Below are 21,368 nucleotides of genomic sequence, written 5' to 3' on the forward strand. Positions count from 1 at the left end.
ATGCCATGCCGCCCCGTTATATTAAAAAGATTGAACATGCTTTCAAGAGCCTTCTCAACCTGCCGCTGTGCCTGATACTTGGGAAGGGCGACCCGTTTCGGATCCCGGTTGATCCAGCCCAAATAAAATCAATTTTGATACTTCGACCCGATAAGCTGGGTGATATGATTGTCACCATTCCGGTGTTTCATGCCATCAAGAAGCATTACCCGCACCTTCGAATCGAGGTTATCGCCTCGCCCCGTAATAAGGGCATGATTGAGCATGACCCGCAGGTCGATGAAATACACCTGTACACCAAGAATATTTTCAAAGATCTGGCGTTGATAATGAAATTGCGGCGGCGCAGATTTGATATTGTTTATGATCCGATCTGTCACGATTCCACCACCGGGCTTCTGTTGAGCCGGATAATCGGCCGCGGAGCCGTGCGGGCGGCGGCACGCAAGTTGAAACTGAGGTCATTTTATGATTATTGCCGGCCATATTTGCCGGATGGGACCGATCATAATATTGATAACGGTTTTTTGATATTCGAAGTATTCGGGATCAATCCGGATTCGGTGGATCCCTTTTTGCCAATTCATTTGCCGGAGGAATCGAGGCGAAAGGCGGATCATTTTTGGATGACTCTGCCGGATAATGGCAGTTTTCGGGTCGGGCTGAATATTTCCGCCGGGAGTCGTACGCGGACTCTGGAAATCGAAAAATATATCGAGATCGTTAATTATCTTCACGTTAATCATCCCAATCTGGAATTCGTGATTTTGTGCGTTATGGCCGACCGTCATAAAGCCGAAGATCTGATGAGAAATATCCGGGCGGCATCGTACCTGATTCCCGAACACCTCTCTTTACTTGATGTGGCGGCCATCATAAAGCGGCTGGACCTGCTGATCAGTCCCGACACTTCGATGATACATATTGCCCGGTTGATGAAAATTCCTGTGGTGGGATTGTATTCGGGGCATAAACGGAATTTTCATTTCTGGCGGCCTTATCGGCAAAAACACGGGGCAGTTGTGGCCGTGAATATTGATAATATTTTTGATATTATGCCGGATCAGGTAGTCTCGGAATTCGAATTGCTTATCGAGGAAATAGGATATTCCGAGAAATCACCTTCCGGAAAGGACCATTAATAGGTGCTTTCATGAGTACCATCGCGGCAATTATCATTACCAAAAACGAAGAGGCCAATATCGGCCGTTGTCTGAAATCAGTATCATGGGCCGATGAGATAATTGTGGTCGATGACGGTTCGACTGATCGAACGCTGGAAATTGCGAAACAAAATGGCGCCAGGGTGTATTGTATCGAATGGCAGGGATTTGGCCAGGCCAAAAATCATGCCCTCAGGCAGGCCAACTCGGATTGGATTCTTTCTATCGATGCCGATGAAGAAATTACCGAAGAACTTGCGGCTGAGATAAAAGCTGTCATTAATGCCGCCTCGGCCTGCAACGGTTATTATCTTCCCCGGATGACTAATTTTCTGGGCCGCTGGATAAAGCATTCCCGCTGGTATCCGGATTATGTGTTGCGTCTTTTCCGGCGTGAAAAGGGTTCTTTCAGCGATACACTGGTTCATGAAAAAACACTTTTGGACGGGACGACAGATAGGTTAAAAAATCACATGCGGCACTTTTCTTATCCGGATATCGATACCTACTTCAAGAAGTTAAGAAGGTATAGTGATCTGGGCGCCCGGGAGATGCATGAGAAGGGTATCAGGTTTTATTCATCGTCCCTTGTATTCCGTCCGCTGGCCTCGTTCCTTCGACATTATGTGACTGGAGCCGGTTTCCTTGATGGAATCGAGGGACTGGCGATTGCTTTTTTATCGGCGTCGGGAGTGATGATCAAATACCTTAAACTTCGCGCTTTGGAAAAGGCGGCCGGGGATGATTAGAGTTCTTCATGTCGACACCGGCCGGGTTTTCCGCGGCGGTCAGCGTCAGGTTAATTTGTTGATTCATACTCTGGCCAGGTATGATCTGGAGCAGTATCTGGCTTGTCCCGAAGGTTCTCCGCTGGCGGCGGCCGCATCGAAGGCGGTTGTGAAGCTGTTTCCTCTATCGAAAAGCAATTTTATGCGCTTTCTTGAGCGGCGTGAAATCAGGCATTTTATTGAGGACAATCGTATCAACCTGGTTCACGCCCATGATTCTCATGCTCATACCCTGATAACTATCATCAAAGCCAAACCGGCGCCGGCTCTGGTGGTTACGCGCCGATCGTCGGCCAGAATCGGTCTGGGAAGCCGGACCAAATACCTGGCGCATAATATCCGGTATATTGCCATTTCGAAACATATCCGAGGACTTTTGGTGGATGGCGGGGTCCCTGAGAATATGGTCACGGTTATCAGTTCTATGATTGATTTTGAATCGTTCCGGAAGAATGCTGTCGAAATGGGAAAATATGAGGCATACCGTGAGGAGAGCCGCAAAGTTATAATCTCGGGCGGGGCTTTTGATCACGAGAAGGGTTTTTTTGATGCCGTCAGAGCAATTCAGCGATTGAGTCAAAAAAGAAAGGATTTTGTTTATTACCTGTATGGTGAGGGAACGGAAGAGAAAAAAATGAGAGAATATATCCGGCTAAATAACCTGACCGAAATAATCAGGATGCCCGGCTGGCAGAAAACACCCGCTGAATATCTTCAAGGAGGAACGGTGTTCATCTCGCCATCCTATGAAGAAGGCCTGAATATGTCGATTGTCGATGCTATGGCGGCCGGGGTGCCGGTGGTGGTGACCAATATCGAACCTCATGCCGAGAATGTGATCGATCATAAAAGCGGTCTGCTTTTCAATCCGGGTGATATCAATGGTATGGCGACAGCAGCCGGGAAGATTCTTGATGATAGCAATCTAGCCTCCGGTTTGATCAGTGAAGGTCTAAAAGTAGCGGAGCGGCATGATTGCCGCCGGGTGGCCGGGCGAATTTATGACCTGTATTGTGAATTGGTTGCCTGCCGGGATTGAAAGGCGTATAATATAAAATCATGAATCTTGCCGAATTTATAATAGGCATTGAGGCCTTCAATGCCAATGTCAATATTCCGCTTTTAAGGCGGGCCTATGAATTTTCCGAGCGGGCTCATGCCGGACAGATGCGTGAATCGGGCGAACGGTATGTGGAGCACTCGCTCAACGTCGCTTTTATCCTGGCCGATCTGCATCTGGATTCATCCACGCTGGCGGCGGCCCTGATGCACGATGTGGTCGAGGATACAGGGGTTAAGCTGGAGGATATCGGCGCCGAATTCGGAGATGAAATCGCCGCCCTGGTCGACGGTGTCACCAAAATCGGTTCGGTTAAAGCGGCTTCGGACGAGGAACAGCAACTGGAGTATTTCCGAAAGATGCTTCTATCCATGGCCCGCGATATCCGGGTGATTTTGATTAAACTGGCGGATCGCCTTAACAATATGCGGACCCTGCATTACCTGCCCCGGGATAAACAGGTTCGAATCGCCGAGGAGACGCGCAATGTTTATGCTCCATTGGCTCATAGATTCGGAATATCCAAAATAAAAACGGAGCTTGAGGATCTATCCCTCAAATATCTTGAACCCGAGGCCTATACCGATATTGTTCGGAAGATCGAGCTGACCCGGGAAGAGCGGGAGGCCTATGTCGAATCGGTTATCGAACCGATACGCAAAACTCTGGCCGAGGCGGGAATCAAGGCCGCCGTGAACGGCCGGGCCAAACACATCGACTCGATTTATCGGAAAATAAAAATTCGCAAAGTCCCTTTTGAGAAAATCGCCGATTTAATCGCCATCCGGGTTCTAGTCCGGACCAAAGCGGAATGTTATCATGCCCTGGGAGTAATCCATGAGATGTGGCCGCCGGTGCGGTCGAAGTTTGCCGATTATATCGCCACCCCCAAGCCGAATAATTACCAGTCGCTGCATACGGCTTTTGTCGGGGCGGGTAAACAGATTGTCGAGATCCAGATACGCACCTATGAAATGCACCGGGTGGCGGAAAACGGAATCGCCGCGCACTGGTTGTACAAGGAAGGAAGGCAACAACTCGACAAAGGTGATCGGCAGATGCTCTGGCTCAGGGATGTTCTCGACTGGCAGAAAGATATGACCAATCCGTCGGAACTTCTGGAATATCTCAAGATCGACCTGTTTGCCGAAGATATTTATGTATTTACACCGGGAGGGGAGATCAAACATCTTTTGGCCGGAGCCACCCCGTTGGATTTTGCCTTTGCCATCCATACCGAAATCGGTCTGCACTGCAGTGGCGCCAGGATCAACGGGCGGATTTCACCGCTTAATTCCAAGTTGAAATCCGGAGATGAAGTCGAAATCCTGACCAATCCGCATCGCCACCCCTCGCAGGACTGGTTAAATATTGCCACTACCTCCAATGCCCGGGCCAGGATTCGACGCTGGCTCAAACAAACCGGTTATGATCAGGCGGTGGATCTGGGCAGAGAGCTTTTAGACCGGGAATTGAAACGGGCTCGCCATAAATTTCCCTCCGATGAAGAGTTGCTCGAAGTGGCCCAGGGGTTGTCATTCAAGTCGGTCGACGGATTGCTTTACGCCATCGGAAGCGGGAATATCTCAACGGCACACGCTCTGTCGAAAATTATTCCCGAGGATGCGGGCGATCAGAAAACGCCTCTGGTGGAGCAGGTTCTTGAAAAATTCCGGGTTGAACGAGGGATTAAGATTGAGGGGCTGGACAATATGATGTTCCGGTTCGCCAAATGCTGTCAGCCGATTCCGGGCGAGGAAATTATCGGATATATTACCCGTGGCCGGGGAGTGACCATCCACAGGGCTGATTGCCCGGCCGCCCAGGAATTGATTACTCAGCCGGAGCGGACAGTTCCAGTATCATGGAGTGTCTCCCGCGACCAAACCTTCGTTGTCAGGTTGGAAGTCCAGGTTGAATCACGGAAAAATATCCTGGTCGATATCACCGACACCATCGCCGACAGTAACACTAATGTCCGGGGTGTTCAAATCAATACAGGCGACACCAGTTCGATAGGGGTATTTATTGTCGAAGTCAAGAATCTGGGACAACTGGAAAGAGTCCTTCGAAAAATAAAGAGAGTCAAAGGAGTCATCTCGGTCAGGCGAGCGCATAGCAGACATGTTCCGGGTGATTCGAATCAGTCATGAAAAGGCAACGCCTTATTATCCTTATAACGGCGATTATTATTTATTTCATTCTGGTTGCGGTTGTATGGGATTATTCTATTGATGATGCCTTTGTCACCTTCCGTTATGCCGAACATCTGGCCGATGGTCATGGACTGGTTTTCAATATCGGGGAGAAACCGGTTGAGGGGTATTCCAATTTCCTCTGGCTGTTGATCCTGGCCCTGGTCTACAAATTGGGGCTGGCGACTTATCTGACGGCAAAAATTCTGGGCATAGCTCTGTTTTTAGTATCCGCTCTGATCTGGTTTTTCTTATTCTGTCGTACCGAAGGTTATTTGTGGTTAATCGGACCATTGTTGTTGATAACGCCCTATACCTCATTCTGGGCGGTGAGTGGTCTGGAACTTGGCCTCCATGCCATGCTTCTGGCCGGAGCGGTTTTTTCACTTTTTCGGAAGTCGCTTTGGTCAATCCCATTTACATCGGCCCTGGTTATGACTCGATCGGAGGGGGCGGTTATTGGCCTGATTTTAATTATGGTCCGGTGGTTGACAGACAGGGAAGGCAAAAAGGCGGCTACGAAACTGTACATAATTAATCTGATATTTCTGGTAATCACCTTTGGTGCCCTGGCTATATTCCGTCTTAGTGTTTTCGGATATCCCATGCCCAATACCTTTTATGCCAAATCATCATTTTCGATAATCAGTCTGATAGAGTTGGGCCGACCGCTGTTGTACTTTCTGCCGCTGACGGTTCTTTTTCTTTATGGCCTTATTCCGTTGATTCGTAAATCGGGGGAAACCAGCGAGGCCGCCACGGCAATCTTCGTATGGCTCGGTATGGCGGTTATCAGTTGCCTTGCCAGCCCGGTAATGAATTTTAATTCCCGTTATATGATCGCTTTTCTACCGTTTTTTCTGATGGTGGCCTTAATGTCTTTGGAGCATTTCTCACGACCGAATGTAATCAGGGCGTTTTTGATGGTTTCTGTAATTTCCCTGTTGATTCCAATTTCGGCTGTCTTGCAGACCGTATCACAGGAGAGAGAAATCATGGCGGCGCAGTCGAATTTGATTGATTATTTAAAGCGGCAGCCGGATGAAATAATGGTGTCGCTAACCGATGTCGGTCGTGTCCCGTATTATACCGTGGCGAAATATAATGATATTTGGGGGCTGGTTTCCGAAGATGTTGCTCATCGGGGATTTAATGCTCTTCGAGAATATCTTCGTTTCCCCGATTATTTTATCCTGGTCGGTTATATGGGAAATGATGGTCCCAGATTGCGGTTCGGGAGGGAGCGGTTGATTACGAGAAATCGCGGTTTTAAACAAGCCTACAGGCTGACGGGAGCGGGGTTACCATCTGATGCCCGGCTGGAAACACCGGGATACTATTATTTGATTTTCAAAAAAGAGGAGCGAGCAGTCGATTCACTTCTGGAACTATATCCGATAAATCCGGTTAAAGAGGTAATTCGGTAATGTAAAGTGATTGGTGAAAGATAATGGATGATAAAAATTGTCCGTCATGCGGCGGACCGGTCCAATCGGGGGCTTCCTTTTGCCGGAATTGCGGCCATGATCTGGATGGGGAAAGCAAAAATTGTATCTCCAGGAAAAACGGTTGGCTGGCCATTGTTCTGGCAATTGCCGTGTTCGGGGCTTTTTATCTGGTTTTGATGGCGGAAAAAGGTCCGGGTCGACAGGCTGATATGCATCAACACGGTCAGGATATGGCCGCCATGAGCGACGATCAGATGGGTATGATATCGCAGCTTCCGGTTGATTATGACAGCCTGGTACAGATGGGAAATGGTTTTATGGATGACGGCATCTATCAGATGGCTATCACCTGCTACACCCGGGCACTGGCCATCGACTCGACCGATCCCAATGTCCTTACCGATCTCGGAGTCTGTTACCATGCCTCCAACGACCCGGAGAAAGCAGTATCAGTGTTTGAACAAGCCATCAGGATAGATCCGGATCATATGATAACCTATTTCAATCTGGGCGTTGTTTGCGGCGAGATGAATCAGCCGGAAAAAATGAAGTTTTACTGGAATAAACTGATCGAGAAATTTCCGGGGACACCCATGGCCGATTCGGTTCGCAGTTATCTCAAACGTCTTTGATAGATTGACCGGGGTCGGAATAAAAATAATTGTATTGGCCGGACTGTTTTTTTAGATTGATTCCATGGATGGACTTTCGGTGATATTAAGAAAAACCGGGCTGTATGACCTTCTTGATTTTGTTTTTCCTCCTATATGTCTGGGTTGTGACGAGTTCAATGATAATTCTGACGAATTGGTCTGTGATAGGTGCTGGAAAAGAATCGAACCGATTGAATATCCCTTTTGCCTGAATTGTCATGAAATTCTTCCGCGGGGCGGGTCATGCGGCGGATGTCCAGCCGGGGAAACTCTTCCGGTATTCGCACTGGGCCATTTTGTCGATCCGCTGAAAAAAATAATCCACCATTTCAAATATCATGGTTACCGGAAGCTCGGTATTGAGTTGGCCGGCCGTCTGGTTGACAGGCAAGGCGCGCTTATGGCCGGAAGGAAAATCGAGGCGGTCATTCCCATTCCGTTGCACAGTTACCGCCATAAATCGCGGGGTTTTAACCAGGCGGCCATTATGTCCGATATAATCGGTGAGCGATTAAATGTGCCGGTCGATTCTGACAGCCTGGTTAAAATCAGGCGGACCCGGGATCAGGCCAGACTCAGGCCAGCGGAGCGCGATAGGAATATCCGGGGTGCATTTTCCGTCATTAGCGAAGAACTAAAGGGAATGCGGGTGATACTGGTGGATGATGTTATTACGACCGGCACCACGGTGCATGAAGCTAGCCGGGTATTGAAGGAGGCTGGAATAAAAGTGGCCGCAGTCGCTGCCGCGGCTCTGGCCGGATTAAATTAAGATGAACAATATTGCCGAACATAGTGCCGTTATCGAAGATTACCTTCAATCTCTGGAACTGGAACGCGGACTGGCAGCCAATAGCCTGGTGGCCTACCGGCGCGATATCCGCGAGTTTTTAACGATGTTCAAGCTGGAAGGGAAATTCGACGCCTCCCATCGGACGGTTAATGATTATATTTATAGGCTCAGCAATCTCAATCGCAAACCGACCTCAATCGCCCGCAAGTTGTCTTCCCTGAAAAATTTCTACAAATTTCTTTTCGAGCGGGGAATGGTGGCCGAAAATCCATTTGATTATGCGCGGGTCCCTAAAATCTCACGATATCATCCCGATTATCTTTCGGTCGAAGAGGTCGGCCGGATTCTGGATTGTCCCGATGAAAAAACGGATACGGGCATAAGGGATAAGGCCATATTGGAGTTATTATACGGTGCCGGTCTTCGCATTTCCGAATTGATTGACCTGAAGATGTCGGCCGTGTATGATGAGATCGGTTTTTTGAAAATAGTCGGCAAAGGAAGCAAGGAGCGACTGGTACCGTTCGGACGCTATGCCCGGCAGGCGGTGGAGAAATATTTGACTCAAATCCGGGAGAAGAAACGATCCTCGATTACCAGCGATATACTTTTTCTGTCGCGGCTGAACAAGAAATTTTCCCGGACCGGGGTCTGGAAAATAGTTCGAAAATATGCTTGTCAGGCAGGGGTAACCAAGGATGTCACCCCACATACTTTTCGGCATAGCTTCGCGACCCACATGATCGAGGGCGGGGCCGATCTGAGAACGGTCCAGGAATTGCTCGGTCATGCCAGTATCACCACGACTCAGATTTACACGCAGGTTGATAAAGATTATCTTTTATCGATACATAGGGAATACCATCCCCGCGAACGGGCGGTGAAAGAATAGCAGAATTATTATGTTTCATTGTGCCTGCAGACAGGAAGGGGTCGATCTGGTTTTTCGACTGTCGAAAATGTTCGAACAGAACCAGATCTCTATCCATTATTTCCGGACCATCGAAGAACTTCTGGTAATCTCCCAGCGGTATCAACTGGACCTGGCCGTTATCGCCGGAACCGGGCCGTTTTTAAAGGAGCTGGAGCTGGTTCGGATGATAAAGAGCCATATTTTTCTGTCGATCGTTCCAACCGTCATGTATCATCCCGATCCGGCCGAGGATATCCTGATTGCCGGGTATCAGAACGGGGTCGAGGATTTTCTCTTTGGCCCATGGAAAGACAAGCTCTTTGAAGTACGGCTGAAAATGCTGGCCGAGCGTAGCCGCCGCGATATTTCTTTTAATCCCTCGACAGCCCTTCCGGGGCCGGGACTGATTGAAAAGGAAATTGAACGGCTGATCAAACTTGAAGCCGATTTTGCCCTTTGTTATGCCGACCTGGATGATTTCAAAGCATATAATGACTATTACGGCTACTATTACGGCGACCATATGATCCGCCTGACGGCGCGGATTATCCGCGACGCCGTATTCGATATCTGCCGCGAGGGTTTTGTGGGGCATATCGGCGGTGATGATTTCATGTATATAATTCCTCCAGGACAGGTGAGTTTCGTTTGCGAAAGCATTATTAAAGTTTTCGATGCCATTGCACCGTATCGTTATGCCGCCGAGGACCGCGACCGGGGTGTTATTCAAACGCGTAACCGCAAAGGGGAGATGGAAACATTTAATCTTCTCAGTATCTCCATAGCGGTTCTGGTCAATAAACGGGGCAATTTCACTCATATCGGAGAAATGTCGCATATGCTGGCCGACCTTAAGAAATACGCCAAGTCCCTACATGGTTCGAATTACGTGGTCGAGCGGCGGAAGAAGTATTGACCGTTAACGGTTGTTAAGACGCCGAAGCAGTTCCCGGGCGGGAGCGAAATCAGGATTAATCGCCAGTATGCGCCTCAAATAAACCAGCGCCGAATCTTTCGGATAACCATAACTGTCAAACGTCAAAGCCAGTCCGAAATAAGCCTGCGGAAGGGATTGGTCTTTGGCAATGGCCTTGCGATACGTTTCGATGGCCCTGTCAGGGCGACGGGTCATGTAGTAGATATTGGCCCGGTTGACATAATCGGAAGCCGATAGTTCACCGTACTGCTCCCCGCGTTCGTACATCTGTTCGGCCTGATCGTATCGTGTCATGCGAGCGTACAATCCCCCCAGTTTGAAATATATTTCAGGAGCCTCGGGAGCAATCTCCAACGCCCGGCGGTAACTCTCTTCGGCCTGATCATACTGCTTCTGGGTCAGATGGATATCACCGATATTCATCTGGGACTGGTACAATTTTGGATCGATGACGAAGGCTTGACGATAATAATTGATGGCCTGTGGGAAATTATTCCGGCCTTCATAAACCAGGCCGATATTGTTGTAAGCATCAGCGAAATTCGGATCATATTTGATCGCCCGCTCCAGGACCTCAAGGGCTTGATCCAGTTTCCCCTGATGGTACATTACCACCCCCAGATTATTCAATCCAGTGGCCGAATAGGGATTTTCCTCAATGGCCAGCCGATATTCAATTTCCGCCTGGGGCAATTTCCCCTGGCGTTCATAGGTTATGCCGAGATTGAAGTGAGTTAAAAAGGCATTTTCGAAACCAATATCGAAATAGGTCCGGTTGGCAAAAACGAGCAGAACGATCAAGGCGACACCGAATATTGTGATTTTATTCCAGTTTTTCTTTTTAATAATTTCAATCAGAGCCAAAACCGCTATGGCCGCAAAGAGAAGCATAAAAGGGACAATCGGCAGTCGATGCCGGGCCGTGACCAGAAAGAGAATCACGGTGGGCGCATAACCGATAATGAAAATATAGAACAGGGCCAGTTCCTTGCGTTTCCCCCAGCCAATAACCATACCGATCAGGCCCAGCGGGAGGAGCAGGCCAAAGGGAAAGTACAATACGTTTTTCCATATCAACAGGGAATACAGTGAAGAATATCGACGGCTCTGATAAATGTCGGTCTGGTCGGAGTTCTCGAAACCGAGCAGGAAGTAAATGGTCTTTTTAAAGATGAGAGATATAAACTTGCCGGGATTGTGGAAAACGAAATCGACAGCTTTGCGAGTCCAGAAGGATGATTCTTCGGCCGCGGTTAATGGGTGACCCGCCTCTTTTTCGGCTGTTTCCCTGGTGGCTCGGGTGAATTCGTTCCATGGCAGCGACTCATCGAGTTTCACCTCGGGCATAAGCATGGTCAACCCTTCCGCATCGGGATTGTTACCGATATAAATATTCACCCCGCCCTGAGAAGAAATCATAATAGCCTCGCCGGTAACAATGTAATTGCGAAGGGTAACCGACAGGATCGGGATAAGCAGACCGGCGGCATAGATGGCTGCAATGGTCAGGAGTTTTTTAAGTTTTTCGTGTCCGCGCCGGATAATATAAATCCAGACCAGAAAGAACGGAATCAGGATCAGGACATTGGGCCGCGCTATAGCGGCCAAACCAAGAAATAGTCCGGCGATAAACCACCATCTAAAAAGGTTTTGCTCCTTCGCCAGCGACAAAAAATAGACAGCCAGAAGATTCAGGAAAATGAACAGAACCGGGATAAGGAGCATGGTTTCATAGAAGACCAAAGTACCATAGACGGCATAACCGAAACCTGCAATAATTCCGGCTTTTTTTGAGATAGTGTGCTCGCCCAGTTTCAGGACCAGGACCGCTGAAAGCGAGGCAATGATAATCTGAAGAAAACGAGTCCAGAAAAGTGACTGCCCTGTGATTTTCAGAAACAGGGCCAGAATATAGGGATAGAGCGGACCACGGAAATAGGCTTCATTTCCCCAGAAATTGCCTCCGATTATTTCTCTGGCCCAGTTTAGATGCCAGAGTTCATCGACCATGGGAAAATAAAAGGTCGGATCGGACCTGGCCTGGATTAAATAGACAAGGCGTATAAAGAAGGCCGCCATAAAAATAACCAGCGGCCATCGGTATTTTCGAAAGAAGGTCATATATAAAAACCGATTTATTCTCTGTTCGATCCAAAGCGACGAGAAACATAATAGAAAATCAGCATCAAACCGCCAAAAGCTGCCAGCGAGACAAATGGTCCCCAGCCACCGGTCAGGGAATTGAGCAGACCTTCATGGCTATTAAAAAAGTCAGCGTAATTTATCCATGGATTCAAAATTATTCCGGCTGTGGCCACCCCTATTAAAGCATCGCCGGCCACTATCCCCGACCCGAATAGGATGCCCATCTGGTGACGTGATACCGATAGAATCTTATCCCTGGAAGATTTTTTAATCAGGTGCGCCATAATCCCGCCGGCCATAATCGGAGTGGACAATGACAGTGGCAGATAAAGACCGATGGCAAAAGGCAATGATTGGATCCCCAATAGCTCGATAGCCAGGGCAATCATGCCGCCGACCATAATCGGAGCCCAGGGGATATTGGCATTCATAATACCCTGAACGACGGTAGCCATGACATTGGCCTGGGGCGCCAAAAGACCATCGGGATTGTGAGCCGACTGAAAGCCGAAAGCGTCTTTGAGGATATAAAGGGTAAAGCCCATGGCGATGGCCGGAAAAAGAAGGCCGATAAATTCGGTTATCTGCATTTTGGATGGTGTTCCACCGAGCAGAAAGCCGGTTTTCAAATCCTGGGCGATATCGCCCGACATACATACTGCAATACAGACCACCGCCCCGACCGACATGGCCGTTATCATTCCTCTGGCACCGTTGACGCCGAACGAAATCAGAAGCAGGCAGGTCACCAGAAGAGTAGCAATAGTCATCCCGGAAACGGGCGATGAAGATGAGCCCACAATACCGACAATTCGGGCCGCCACGACGACAAAGAAAAATCCGAATAAAACAGCCAGAGCGGCACCCATGAAATGAAGTTCCGTGTCCGGCATAATCCAGATGGCGAAAACTATTAAGGCCGTTCCAATTAAGACAACTGACATTGGCAAATCCCTATCCGTTCGGGGAATGTCCTGCTGTTTCCTGCGACCGCCTATCAGTTGCCTGAAACCGACCGCGAATGAATTGATAATAATCGGGAAGGACTTGGCCAGCGAGACGAACCCGCCAACTGCCACGGCTCCGACGCCAAGATATTTGATATAGAAATTGCGAAGCTGTGATGGATCCATGTCGCTCAAGGGGATATTACCGGGAGATATAATAACTCCGGGAATTTGATCACCTATAAAGGATAAAAGCGGTCCGATTCCAAGGTATCCCAAAACCGCCCCGGAAAGCATCAGGGCGGCGATTCTGGGGCCGATAATATAACCGACCCCGAGCAGGACCGGGGTGGCATCAATACCGATGGTTCCGCCTTTGAGGAATTTTTTGAAATCATGGGATGGTGATTCCGACCAAAGCCGGGCAGTGTACATCATAATTTTATATATCACCCCAATCCCGATTCCCAGAAAGACAGTTTTGGCCTTTTTACCGCCCTCATCACCGGCTACGATAATTTCAGCACAGGCTGTACCTTCGGGGAAAGCCAGTTTGTCATGTTCTTTTTGGACCAGGTATTTTCGAAGCGGGATCATCAGCAAAATCCCCAAACCGCCACCCAGCATTGAAAGGCAGAAAATCTGCGTTTTAGAAATTTCATGGGTGTAACCCAGAAGACTCAGGTCGGCGCTTTTCAGCCAGGTGAAAAATGAGGCGAATTTGGGAATATTGCCCGGGATAATCCCCCAGGCGAGATTGCGAATGAGATCAGCCTGAAAAATGTGCCGGGCCAGATCCTGAGTCGCCAATTCGGCATTGGCCGCCCAGATAAAAAAGGCGGGGATGGTAAATATTATCCCAGCCGCCAGGGACTCACCCGCCGAACCAATGGTCTGAACAATATTATTTTCCAGGACAGTGACTTTTTTAAAAAGGGCCCGCAATACGGCCATTGAAATAACTGCCGCTGGTATTGAGGCGCAAACAGTCATGCCGTATTTAAGACCGATATAGGCATTGGCCACGCCAAAAACCACCGAGAGGATCGATCCGAGAACAACAGCTTTAATGGTGACTTCGGCGATATTGGTTTCGGCAGAAATATAAGGTTTGAAATTTTCGATTTCCGAATTTTTTGCTTCTGACACATTTCCTCCTGCATGAATTCGGGAAGATAATCGTTTGATAAAGCTAACCCGTTGATTGACAACTGTCAAGATAAATTTGTTGGGTATTACGAGCGGCAAAGCGGGGGATTATTTATCATTATATATTATTTTCAAGTTCAGCCCTTTTTTTTCGTATTAATGTTGCATAATATAAAAAAAGGGGAACTTTATTAGCTTATTGTTTTATAAAAGACGAGGATGAGCCCCGGATTCTCCGGGTTAAATTACCACACCGGGAATTCTGGGTCATAAAAGAGAGAATTCAAGAATAAACGAACATATTTCTGTCAGGAATTATCACTTGACAAAGTTTTTGGAAAGACGTATTATGGATATAGGAAGTCCCCACTTCACGTTTCGAATTCTTCACCCAAAGAGTAGTAATTTTTTGTATTGCGGATATAAACGGCTGTGCGGCAAACAAGGAGCGTTTGCGATTTTCGGCCGCCAGTTATTGAGTAAACCTTAAAAACCCTAACGGGGGGTGAGTGTCTATGAAGCAAATTGGCATCATCATGATGGCCTTGGTACTCCTGGGTTTTACTTCGGCGTTTGCGGCTGATCAGAATGCGATCAAGGCGCCGAAAGTAAAAGTTGAGGCCGAGAAATATATCGTTCCGGTCGAACTTACCAACGCTGTACCGATGACAGCTCTGGACATGCCTTTGCAATTTACCGAAGGTGTGACTCTGGAAGAGGTCACTTTTGAAGGAACAAGGTCGGCTGACTTTGACTTCACATGGGCCAATATCAATAATGAGGAAAACACCGTTGTGATCGGTCTGATTCCGATGATTTACGGTGAAAAATCCGATTTGGCGCCAGGGACCGGCGTGATTGCCAATCTCGTGTTCACGGTGGATGATCCCGATGTTGAGGCTATCGAGCTGAATACAATCGAGTTGGAGAATCCAAATCATTCTCTTATGCTGGTTTATAACGACGACAATAATGAGGCCGCGTATGTTGTCCCCGAATTTAACGGGGTCAGTGTTAACCTTCAAAGTGCGGCTCAGGATGAGCTGTTGCCGATGTCGTTCAGTTTAAAACAGAATGCGCCAAATCCTTTCAACCCTCAGACCAGGATTGACTATGACCTGCCGCAGGCCACCAATGTCAATCTGGATATTTTCAATGTCCTCGGTCAGAAGGTTAAAACCGTGGTCAACGAATTCCAGGAAGCCGGCTCCAAATCGGTTATCTGGGATGGTCGCGATGACGGCGGCGTATCAGTAGCAAGTGGCATCTATTTCTATCGTCTCAATGCGGGAGACTATAACGAAACCAGGAAGATGATGATGCTGAAGTAACGGCTAATAACAAATATTGCCTTTCTAACAGCAAGTGAGGGCCCCTCCGTATGAAAGCGGAGGGGTTTTTTGTTGACCTGTAGATGGCCGGATGAAAACTGCGTTTTTTAGTAATTTCTGGCGCAGTTAATGCGTTTTTTTAAAGATTGCTGTGATTTGTGCAGATCTTGATTTTCTGTAATGTATTAAAATCTAATGACTTGTCCTTATTTTCTGAATGCTGGCATAAATTTTGATAGTATTAATTCATGTACGATTGCGAACTTTACGGTTCACCGGCAATCAGTACCGACCACGCATAAGTGGCAGCGAATATTTGGCGGTATAGCTGCTCGTTTGCGCATGCAAGGAGAGTCGGGCTCTCATAAATCAGATGAGAGCCCAATTTTTATTTTATCTGATAATTTTCAATGTCGTGATGTTCGGCCGGGGCGACGATTATCTGAAACTGGTCGGTTTCATTTCGGCAGGTGATTTCGATCTGAGATTTTTCCCTATCATCACAGTATCGGGCAGTGATGGCGGCGGCCAATTTCAGCATGCGATCATTATACGGTCCGATAAAAAGGGTGATTGGCGATCCGCTCCCAAGCGCTTCCATGCTGAGATGATGAGGGGCCGCCAACTGCCGGATAAGTTCATTATCGCGTTCATTTCGCCCCACTATTATTTTGGTATTTGGATCGAGACGGAAGTGCCGTCCCACCCGAAGCAGATTTATTTGATCGATAGCGGTTTTTTCGGAATGATCGAACAGGTCTTTGAGTCGCCGGGAATAACCGCGATCGGTTAAGAGACACCCCCCGGCCGATTCAGGATAATTATCAACTCCCATTTTGGTGGCCAGTTCAATCTGGCGCTTCCGGGAGCGACCGGATATATTTTCAAGCTGATCCCGATCAAGTAATCCGGTTTTTTCCGGAATGGTTTCCGCCATTAGCCGGGCGCATAACGGCCGGACCAATAATCCTTCCAGCCCGGCTTTTTTTTCGACCAGATTCATAGCGTTACGCATCTGCGATTTTGGCCGCTGACCAAGAACCTCGCCGGTAATAACGAAATCGGCACCAACCAGTTCCATGAATTGCCGGGTCTCCTGAAGCATCAATATCCGGCAATCGATACACGGATTCATATTTTTGCCATAGCCATATCGGGGGGATTTGACAATATCAATGAATTTTTGACCGAGGTGCACCATTTTTACATTAAAAGCAAATTTCTCTGCAACCGGGAAGGGGTCGGAACCGCAGCCGGAGTGCTCGCTTAGACTACAGCCGAAATGCGACATGAAGGTAAGGGCGGTTACTTCGATATTCTGTCTCATGATCAGCAAAATGGCCAGAATGGAATCAAGCCCACCAGAGAAAAGGGCTATAGCATGGCCGCGTTTTTTATCCCGAGGGTTATCCATAATTATCCTTTTAAAGTCTCAATATAATATATATAAAACGAAACTGGTTGCGACTATTTGAGTATGGCTCAGCAAAAGGCAATATGATAAAAGAGGCCTTGACTTTGACCTTTGAGCGGCCTACAATTGACTGTTTAAAGGGATAAAGCCGCTGCGATGATATTAGTAAATTCCTTTTTTGGTTGGTTTAAGCATTTCGTCGTTGAAATTCAAGCTTTATTTTTTTTCTCGGTGAAAATGCTTCGCTCATCGGTTGGCCGTCCGATTTATCATGCGGAGACACTTGAGCAGATGTATTTAATCGGGGTCGGTTCCCTGTTTTTAGTCATTCTTACGGGTTTGTCGGCAGGGCAGGGGATGGCCCTGGAATTCTCCAACGAGCTGGCCGATTTTGGGAGTAAAAATTACCTTGGGCGGGTAATGGTTTTAGCCATTGTTCGCGAATTGGGGCCGGTGCTGACCGGGATCATGGTGGCTTCAAGAGTGGCTGCCGGAATTACTGCCGAAATCGGTGCCATGAAATCATCCAATCAACTTGATGCCCTGGTAGCATTCGGGATTGACCCGCTTCGTAAATTGGCCGCACCGAGATTGATTTCGTTGATTTTTATGGTTCCGGTTCTGACGATAATCAGCGATATTATCGCTATTGTTGGCGGCTGGCTGATCGCCATTCTTATTTCTCATATAACTTCATTGACCTACTGGACGGCTGTCAAAGAAAAGTTGATGTTCGGGAATATCTTTATCGGTATCTTCAAGCCGTTTATTTTTGCCTTTATTATAGCCTTTGTCTCATGTTATAAAGGATTTAATGCGGAAGGTGGAACCAAGGGGGTCGGACGGGCGACGACTGAATCGGTCATGATTTCCTCGATTACCATCCTGATAACCAATTTTATCATTACCAAGTTTATTTCGAGTGTCCTGAAGGGGTATTTATGATTGAATTTGGTCATGTCAATTATTCCATTGCCGGGAAACAAATTCTCAGAGATGTCTCCTTTTCGATTCCAACAGGGCGCCAGACGGTGATTATGGGTCATTCCGGTTCGGGTAAATCCACCATTCTCCGACTAATCCTGGGTCTGATTTGCCCCGACAATGGTGAAATTCTGGTGGAGGAAAAAAATATCTGCCGGATGCGGGAGAAACAACTCAGAGAAATTCGTAAGGGAATCGGGATGGTTTTTCAAGATGGCGCATTGTTCGATTCTCTTACAGTGGGAGAGAATGTCGGTTATTATCTGTTTGAATATTCCAAAATGAAGACCGATGAGATTGAGGAAAAAGTCAAAGAGATGCTTGGCTTTGTGGGCTTGTCAGAGGATATTATGGACCGGTTGCCCGATGAATTGTCAGGCGGGATGCAGCGCCGCGTAGCTATCGGGCGGGCGTTGCTTTCGACCAATCCAAGGATTATGCTGTATGATGAACCGACGACCGGGCTTGATCCGCAAATGACGCGTAATATTATTTCCCTGATCAATCGGCTGGTGGAATTCAAACATGTCACCTCCATCGTGGTAACGCACCAGATTTCGGACGCCCTTGAAATGGCCAATGATTTTATTTTGATAGATTCCGGCGAGGTCGTTTTTGACGGTAACCTGGGCGGTTTGATTCAAGCCACCGATTCGAGAGTGACCGAATTTCTAAAACCGTTCCGGGATTCCATTGCCAATGTCAAGAAAGTTGATTTTATTTAGTCTGAGGATAAGATGAAACGGACAACGAAAATAAAATGGGGCGAATTAAAGGTCGGACTCCTGATTGCCGGGGCCATTGCAGTTTTGCTCTGGGCTTCGTTTTCCGGTGGAGGAACCTCGATATTCGACGCCAAAGTCAGCTACAAAACATATTTTGAAAATGTCAACGGACTGGTTACCGGGAGCCCGGTCTGGATTGCGGGTTTAGAGGTTGGCAATGTCTATTCGGTCAAGATCGTGAATCTTGACCCAATCCGGCGGGTGGAAGTAAAATTCCGGATTCTTCAATCGGTGCAGGAAATGGTTACCGCGGATGCCACGGTTAAGGTCGGGACGATAGGATTTATCGGTGATAAATATATCGAGGTTATTCCCGGGTCGACAGACTTGCCCGTTTTCGAAGAAGGTTCTGAAATCCCGGGCCAGCGGCCCTCCGACCTGGGCGAAATGTTCGGACAGGGAGCGGATGCAATGCAGTCGGTTCAGGATGTTGCTGCCAATCTGGCTGAGATCACCGACCGCATGAAAAAAGGCCAGGGTTCGGCAGGAAAAATATTCACCGATGATACCCTGTATAATGAAATGACCCGGATGCTGACGGCCTTGACCGCCCTTATAGGTGAATTTCAGGATAGTCAGAAAAAAATCGTTTCATCGATTGAAAGCGTATCATCCAACCTGGATGATATCTCCACTAAGATAAACAATCATGAAGGAAGTCTGGGCAAATTTGTCGCCGAACCGGAGTTGTATGACAATCTGCGAACTTCGACCGGGCGGATCGATTCCATTCTGGCCAAAATCAACAGCGGTCAGGGGACAGCGGGGGCCATGGTTAATGATGCCGAATTGTACGAGGAAATCAAGAATCTTGTTGTCAGGGTGGAAAACCTTGTAACCGATATTGAAAAGAATCCCAAGAAATATTTGAAGTTTTCGATCTTTTAAAGAAACAAGAGATATTACCATGAGTTTTAAAAGGTCAGGCCAAATGGCCTGACCTTTTAACTGCCTTTCAGGATACGGAAAGCCGCCGTTTACGGGCGATTACATAGATTGAAGACAGAATCAGCAAAACCAGAAGTACCGCCAGACCCCACCCGGTCAAGGATGGAACCCGACGCGGTTGATTGGTAGCAATGTAATCAAGAGCCACATCCATCGAAGCTACGGTATCCATCAGGATGACATGGCCATTGGTTTTGATACAGAGTTCCTGCAGATGAGTCGTATCGGCGGCGTAGTAATCCTCGGAGTATGGTTCCCCGGTTTGCGGATTGATGTCGCTCTTGAGCCATGAACCGGTATAGAGAGCATAGGTCGTTAGCGGATGTGTCAGGACTTCAGTCAGACAGGTGGTTCGCCCGGGGACATTGGAGGCCCCGGCATAGGGGTAATTGCTATCGGTATCACGATCATGAAATGACTTCTGATCGGTCAGAATAATCATCCTTATTTCCCGCCCGGCCAGGATTCCGATCTGATTGGCAGGGAATTCTCCCTGATCAACATAATCGAAATCCATATTCATATCCAGTCCGGTTTCGGATAGAGTGTGAAAGATAGTCACATACTGTGATTCCAAACCATCCCCGCCACCACTTGAGGAGAGTCCGGCCACGGCCGCCAGGAAATTGGCAGGATTGGAGTTAAGGGCCGCCGCCATCTGATAGGCATAATCGCCGGTTCCACCATAGGGCGAAAAAGGGAAATCCTTATGGGTTACCAAGCCGAAGCGAACCCCGGGCAGGGCCGCCTGTTGTGCGGCCACCCAGCCGGGCATGGATGCCTGCCATTTACTCAACCAATTCCAGGTACTCCCGGTCACATCAATTATGAAAATATAGTCCCGTTGCACCTGAGCCTGGATCGGTTGATTAGTGGCAAGCATTATTACCGCCAGAATCAGAACGGCCAAACATGTTTTCATTAGGGATTTATTAAAATCAATCGTTTTCATATATCCTCCCATGATATTATGGTTTTATTATTAGAGATGAACAAGAGGCCCTTTAATGGAGGGGCCCGTCCAACCGGATTATTCGCCATAGAGCTGATTTTGCAGGATACGGGTCGGCCGAGAACACCGATGGCCCCCCGATGTGCCATCGCGGTCCGGCAGGCCCGCAGGATATTTTCAATGGCTGTAAACAGGGTCAAAAACACGTAATTGACCAGAACCACCAAAAAGGCCACCAGCAGGACTCCCAAAATGGTGGCCATCCCGGTTATAAAACGCGAAAACCCCATCGGTGGAATAATCAAACTGTCCGATCCGAATAGTCTCCTCCAGATATACTCCAATGGTAACCAGACGGCCGCGGCCAGGATAGCATTAAATCCGGTCATTCGTGCCAGTCGATTGATGATGGCGGCATACAGGGGAAAAATTATCAGAAGCAGGAGAAATTTAAATAATCCCCCGGTCAATGAAATAGACTGGTCGGAAGTGAAAATTAGAACAAAGGATAAAAAAGCCACAATCAAGCCGATTATTATCGACTCCCGCCGGCTACTCCGAATAACATATCGTAACATTGGAACCAGGGCGAGGAAAATGATAAACTGCAATTCCGGGCAGGTACGGCTGAGGCCAAACAGAAAAGCGGAACTGCAGGCGGATAAAAACAAACCCGGAGAAGAATACCTCAGGCTGTTGGACATAATGTCGCCTTTAACCGAAGCAATAAATCCGGCCTCCATAGAAAATTATGTGGCGGTGC

The 21,368-nt window shown here is 47.9% G+C and carries 18 protein-coding genes; 13 read left to right on the forward strand and 5 right to left on the reverse strand.

Annotation, left to right across the window (positions count from 1 at the left end; genetic code table 11):
• Nucleotides 1–5: 5 nt before the first annotated feature.
• From JXQ28_14370 to JXQ28_14410, 9 genes are all read left to right on the forward strand, one after another.
• Complete coding sequence (locus JXQ28_14370) at nucleotides 6–1,142, forward strand: glycosyltransferase family 9 protein (GenBank protein ID MBN2278918.1); 1,137 nt, start codon at nucleotides 6–8, stop codon at nucleotides 1,140–1,142.
• A gap of 11 nt (nucleotides 1,143–1,153) precedes the next feature.
• A complete protein-coding gene (locus JXQ28_14375) occupies nucleotides 1,154–1,912 on the forward strand; it encodes a glycosyltransferase family 2 protein (protein ID MBN2278919.1) in 759 nt (252 codons plus the stop codon).
• Nucleotides 1,905–2,990, forward strand: a complete 1,086-nt coding sequence (locus JXQ28_14380) for a glycosyltransferase (GenBank protein MBN2278920.1) — start codon at nucleotides 1,905–1,907, stop codon at nucleotides 2,988–2,990. The genes JXQ28_14375 and JXQ28_14380 overlap by 8 nt, the downstream gene beginning before the upstream one ends.
• A 20-nt stretch (nucleotides 2,991–3,010) precedes the next feature.
• Entirely contained in the window at nucleotides 3,011–5,164 is a 2,154-nt protein-coding gene (locus tag JXQ28_14385; GenBank protein MBN2278921.1) for a bifunctional (p)ppGpp synthetase/guanosine-3',5'-bis(diphosphate) 3'-pyrophosphohydrolase, read from the forward strand.
• A complete protein-coding gene (locus tag JXQ28_14390) occupies nucleotides 5,161–6,633 on the forward strand; it encodes a hypothetical protein (protein ID MBN2278922.1) in 1,473 nt (490 codons plus the stop codon). Before JXQ28_14385 ends, JXQ28_14390 begins: the two co-directional genes overlap by 4 nt.
• A 23-nt stretch (nucleotides 6,634–6,656) precedes the next feature.
• Nucleotides 6,657–7,286 carry a tetratricopeptide repeat protein gene (locus JXQ28_14395; GenBank protein ID MBN2278923.1) on the forward strand — a complete coding sequence of 210 codons (630 nt, stop codon included), beginning with the start codon at nucleotides 6,657–6,659 and terminating at the stop codon, nucleotides 7,284–7,286.
• Between the two features lie 79 nt (nucleotides 7,287–7,365).
• The gene (locus tag JXQ28_14400) at nucleotides 7,366–8,079 is read left to right on the forward strand and encodes a ComF family protein (GenBank protein ID MBN2278924.1); all 714 of its coding nucleotides are present in this window, start codon (nucleotides 7,366–7,368) and stop codon (nucleotides 8,077–8,079) included.
• Between the two features lies 1 nt (nucleotide 8,080).
• Nucleotides 8,081–8,992 carry a site-specific tyrosine recombinase XerD gene (xerD, locus tag JXQ28_14405; GenBank protein MBN2278925.1) on the forward strand — a complete coding sequence of 304 codons (912 nt, stop codon included), beginning with the start codon at nucleotides 8,081–8,083 and terminating at the stop codon, nucleotides 8,990–8,992.
• Nucleotides 8,993–9,002: 10 nt separating this feature from the next.
• The gene (locus tag JXQ28_14410; GenBank protein MBN2278926.1) at nucleotides 9,003–9,929 is read left to right on the forward strand and encodes a GGDEF domain-containing protein; all 927 of its coding nucleotides are present in this window, start codon (nucleotides 9,003–9,005) and stop codon (nucleotides 9,927–9,929) included.
• Nucleotides 9,930–9,932: 3 nt separating this feature from the next.
• On the opposite strand, the gene JXQ28_14415 is transcribed toward JXQ28_14410, so the two are convergent.
• Nucleotides 9,933–12,071 (reverse strand): tetratricopeptide repeat protein, encoded by a 2,139-nt coding sequence (locus JXQ28_14415; protein MBN2278927.1) that lies wholly within the window; start codon nucleotides 12,069–12,071, stop codon nucleotides 9,933–9,935.
• A 14-nt stretch (nucleotides 12,072–12,085) separates the two neighbouring features.
• Nucleotides 12,086–14,191 carry an oligopeptide transporter, OPT family gene (locus JXQ28_14420; GenBank protein MBN2278928.1) on the reverse strand — a complete coding sequence of 702 codons (2,106 nt, stop codon included), beginning with the start codon at nucleotides 14,189–14,191 and terminating at the stop codon, nucleotides 12,086–12,088.
• Between the two features lie 515 nt (nucleotides 14,192–14,706).
• Between JXQ28_14420 and JXQ28_14425 the strand changes: the two genes are divergently transcribed.
• On the forward strand, nucleotides 14,707–15,522 hold the full coding sequence (locus JXQ28_14425) for a T9SS type A sorting domain-containing protein (GenBank protein MBN2278929.1): 816 nt from the start codon (nucleotides 14,707–14,709) through the stop codon (nucleotides 15,520–15,522).
• 388 nt (nucleotides 15,523–15,910) lie between these two features.
• On the opposite strand, the gene JXQ28_14430 is transcribed toward JXQ28_14425, so the two are convergent.
• Nucleotides 15,911–16,936, reverse strand: a complete 1,026-nt coding sequence (locus JXQ28_14430) for a hypothetical protein (protein MBN2278930.1) — start codon at nucleotides 16,934–16,936, stop codon at nucleotides 15,911–15,913.
• A gap of 291 nt (nucleotides 16,937–17,227) precedes the next feature.
• Here JXQ28_14430 and JXQ28_14435 point away from each other — a divergent pair, with 291 nt between their 5' ends.
• The 3 genes from JXQ28_14435 to JXQ28_14445 are packed head-to-tail and all read left to right on the forward strand — an operon-like array spanning nucleotide 17,228 to nucleotide 19,593.
• The gene (locus JXQ28_14435) at nucleotides 17,228–17,881 is read left to right on the forward strand and encodes an ABC transporter permease (GenBank protein MBN2278931.1); all 654 of its coding nucleotides are present in this window, start codon (nucleotides 17,228–17,230) and stop codon (nucleotides 17,879–17,881) included.
• Nucleotides 17,878–18,645 carry an ATP-binding cassette domain-containing protein gene (locus JXQ28_14440; GenBank protein MBN2278932.1) on the forward strand — a complete coding sequence of 256 codons (768 nt, stop codon included), beginning with the start codon at nucleotides 17,878–17,880 and terminating at the stop codon, nucleotides 18,643–18,645. The genes JXQ28_14435 and JXQ28_14440 overlap by 4 nt, the downstream gene beginning before the upstream one ends.
• A gap of 12 nt (nucleotides 18,646–18,657) precedes the next feature.
• Nucleotides 18,658–19,593, forward strand: a complete 936-nt coding sequence (locus JXQ28_14445; protein ID MBN2278933.1) for an MCE family protein — start codon at nucleotides 18,658–18,660, stop codon at nucleotides 19,591–19,593.
• Nucleotides 19,594–19,660: 67 nt separating this feature from the next.
• On the opposite strand, the gene JXQ28_14450 is transcribed toward JXQ28_14445, so the two are convergent.
• Nucleotides 19,661–20,605: a hypothetical protein gene (locus JXQ28_14450; GenBank protein ID MBN2278934.1), complete on the reverse strand. Its 945-nt coding sequence runs from the start codon at nucleotides 20,603–20,605 to the stop codon at nucleotides 19,661–19,663.
• Entirely contained in the window at nucleotides 20,602–21,309 is a 708-nt protein-coding gene (locus JXQ28_14455) for a hypothetical protein (protein MBN2278935.1), read from the reverse strand. The genes JXQ28_14450 and JXQ28_14455 overlap by 4 nt, the downstream gene beginning before the upstream one ends.
• Nucleotides 21,310–21,368 lie beyond the last annotated feature (59 nt).

The sequence above is a fragment of the Candidatus Zixiibacteriota bacterium genome (assembly GCA_016933955.1).
Lineage (GTDB): Bacteria > Zixibacteria > MSB-5A5 > GN15 > PGXB01 > JAFGTT01.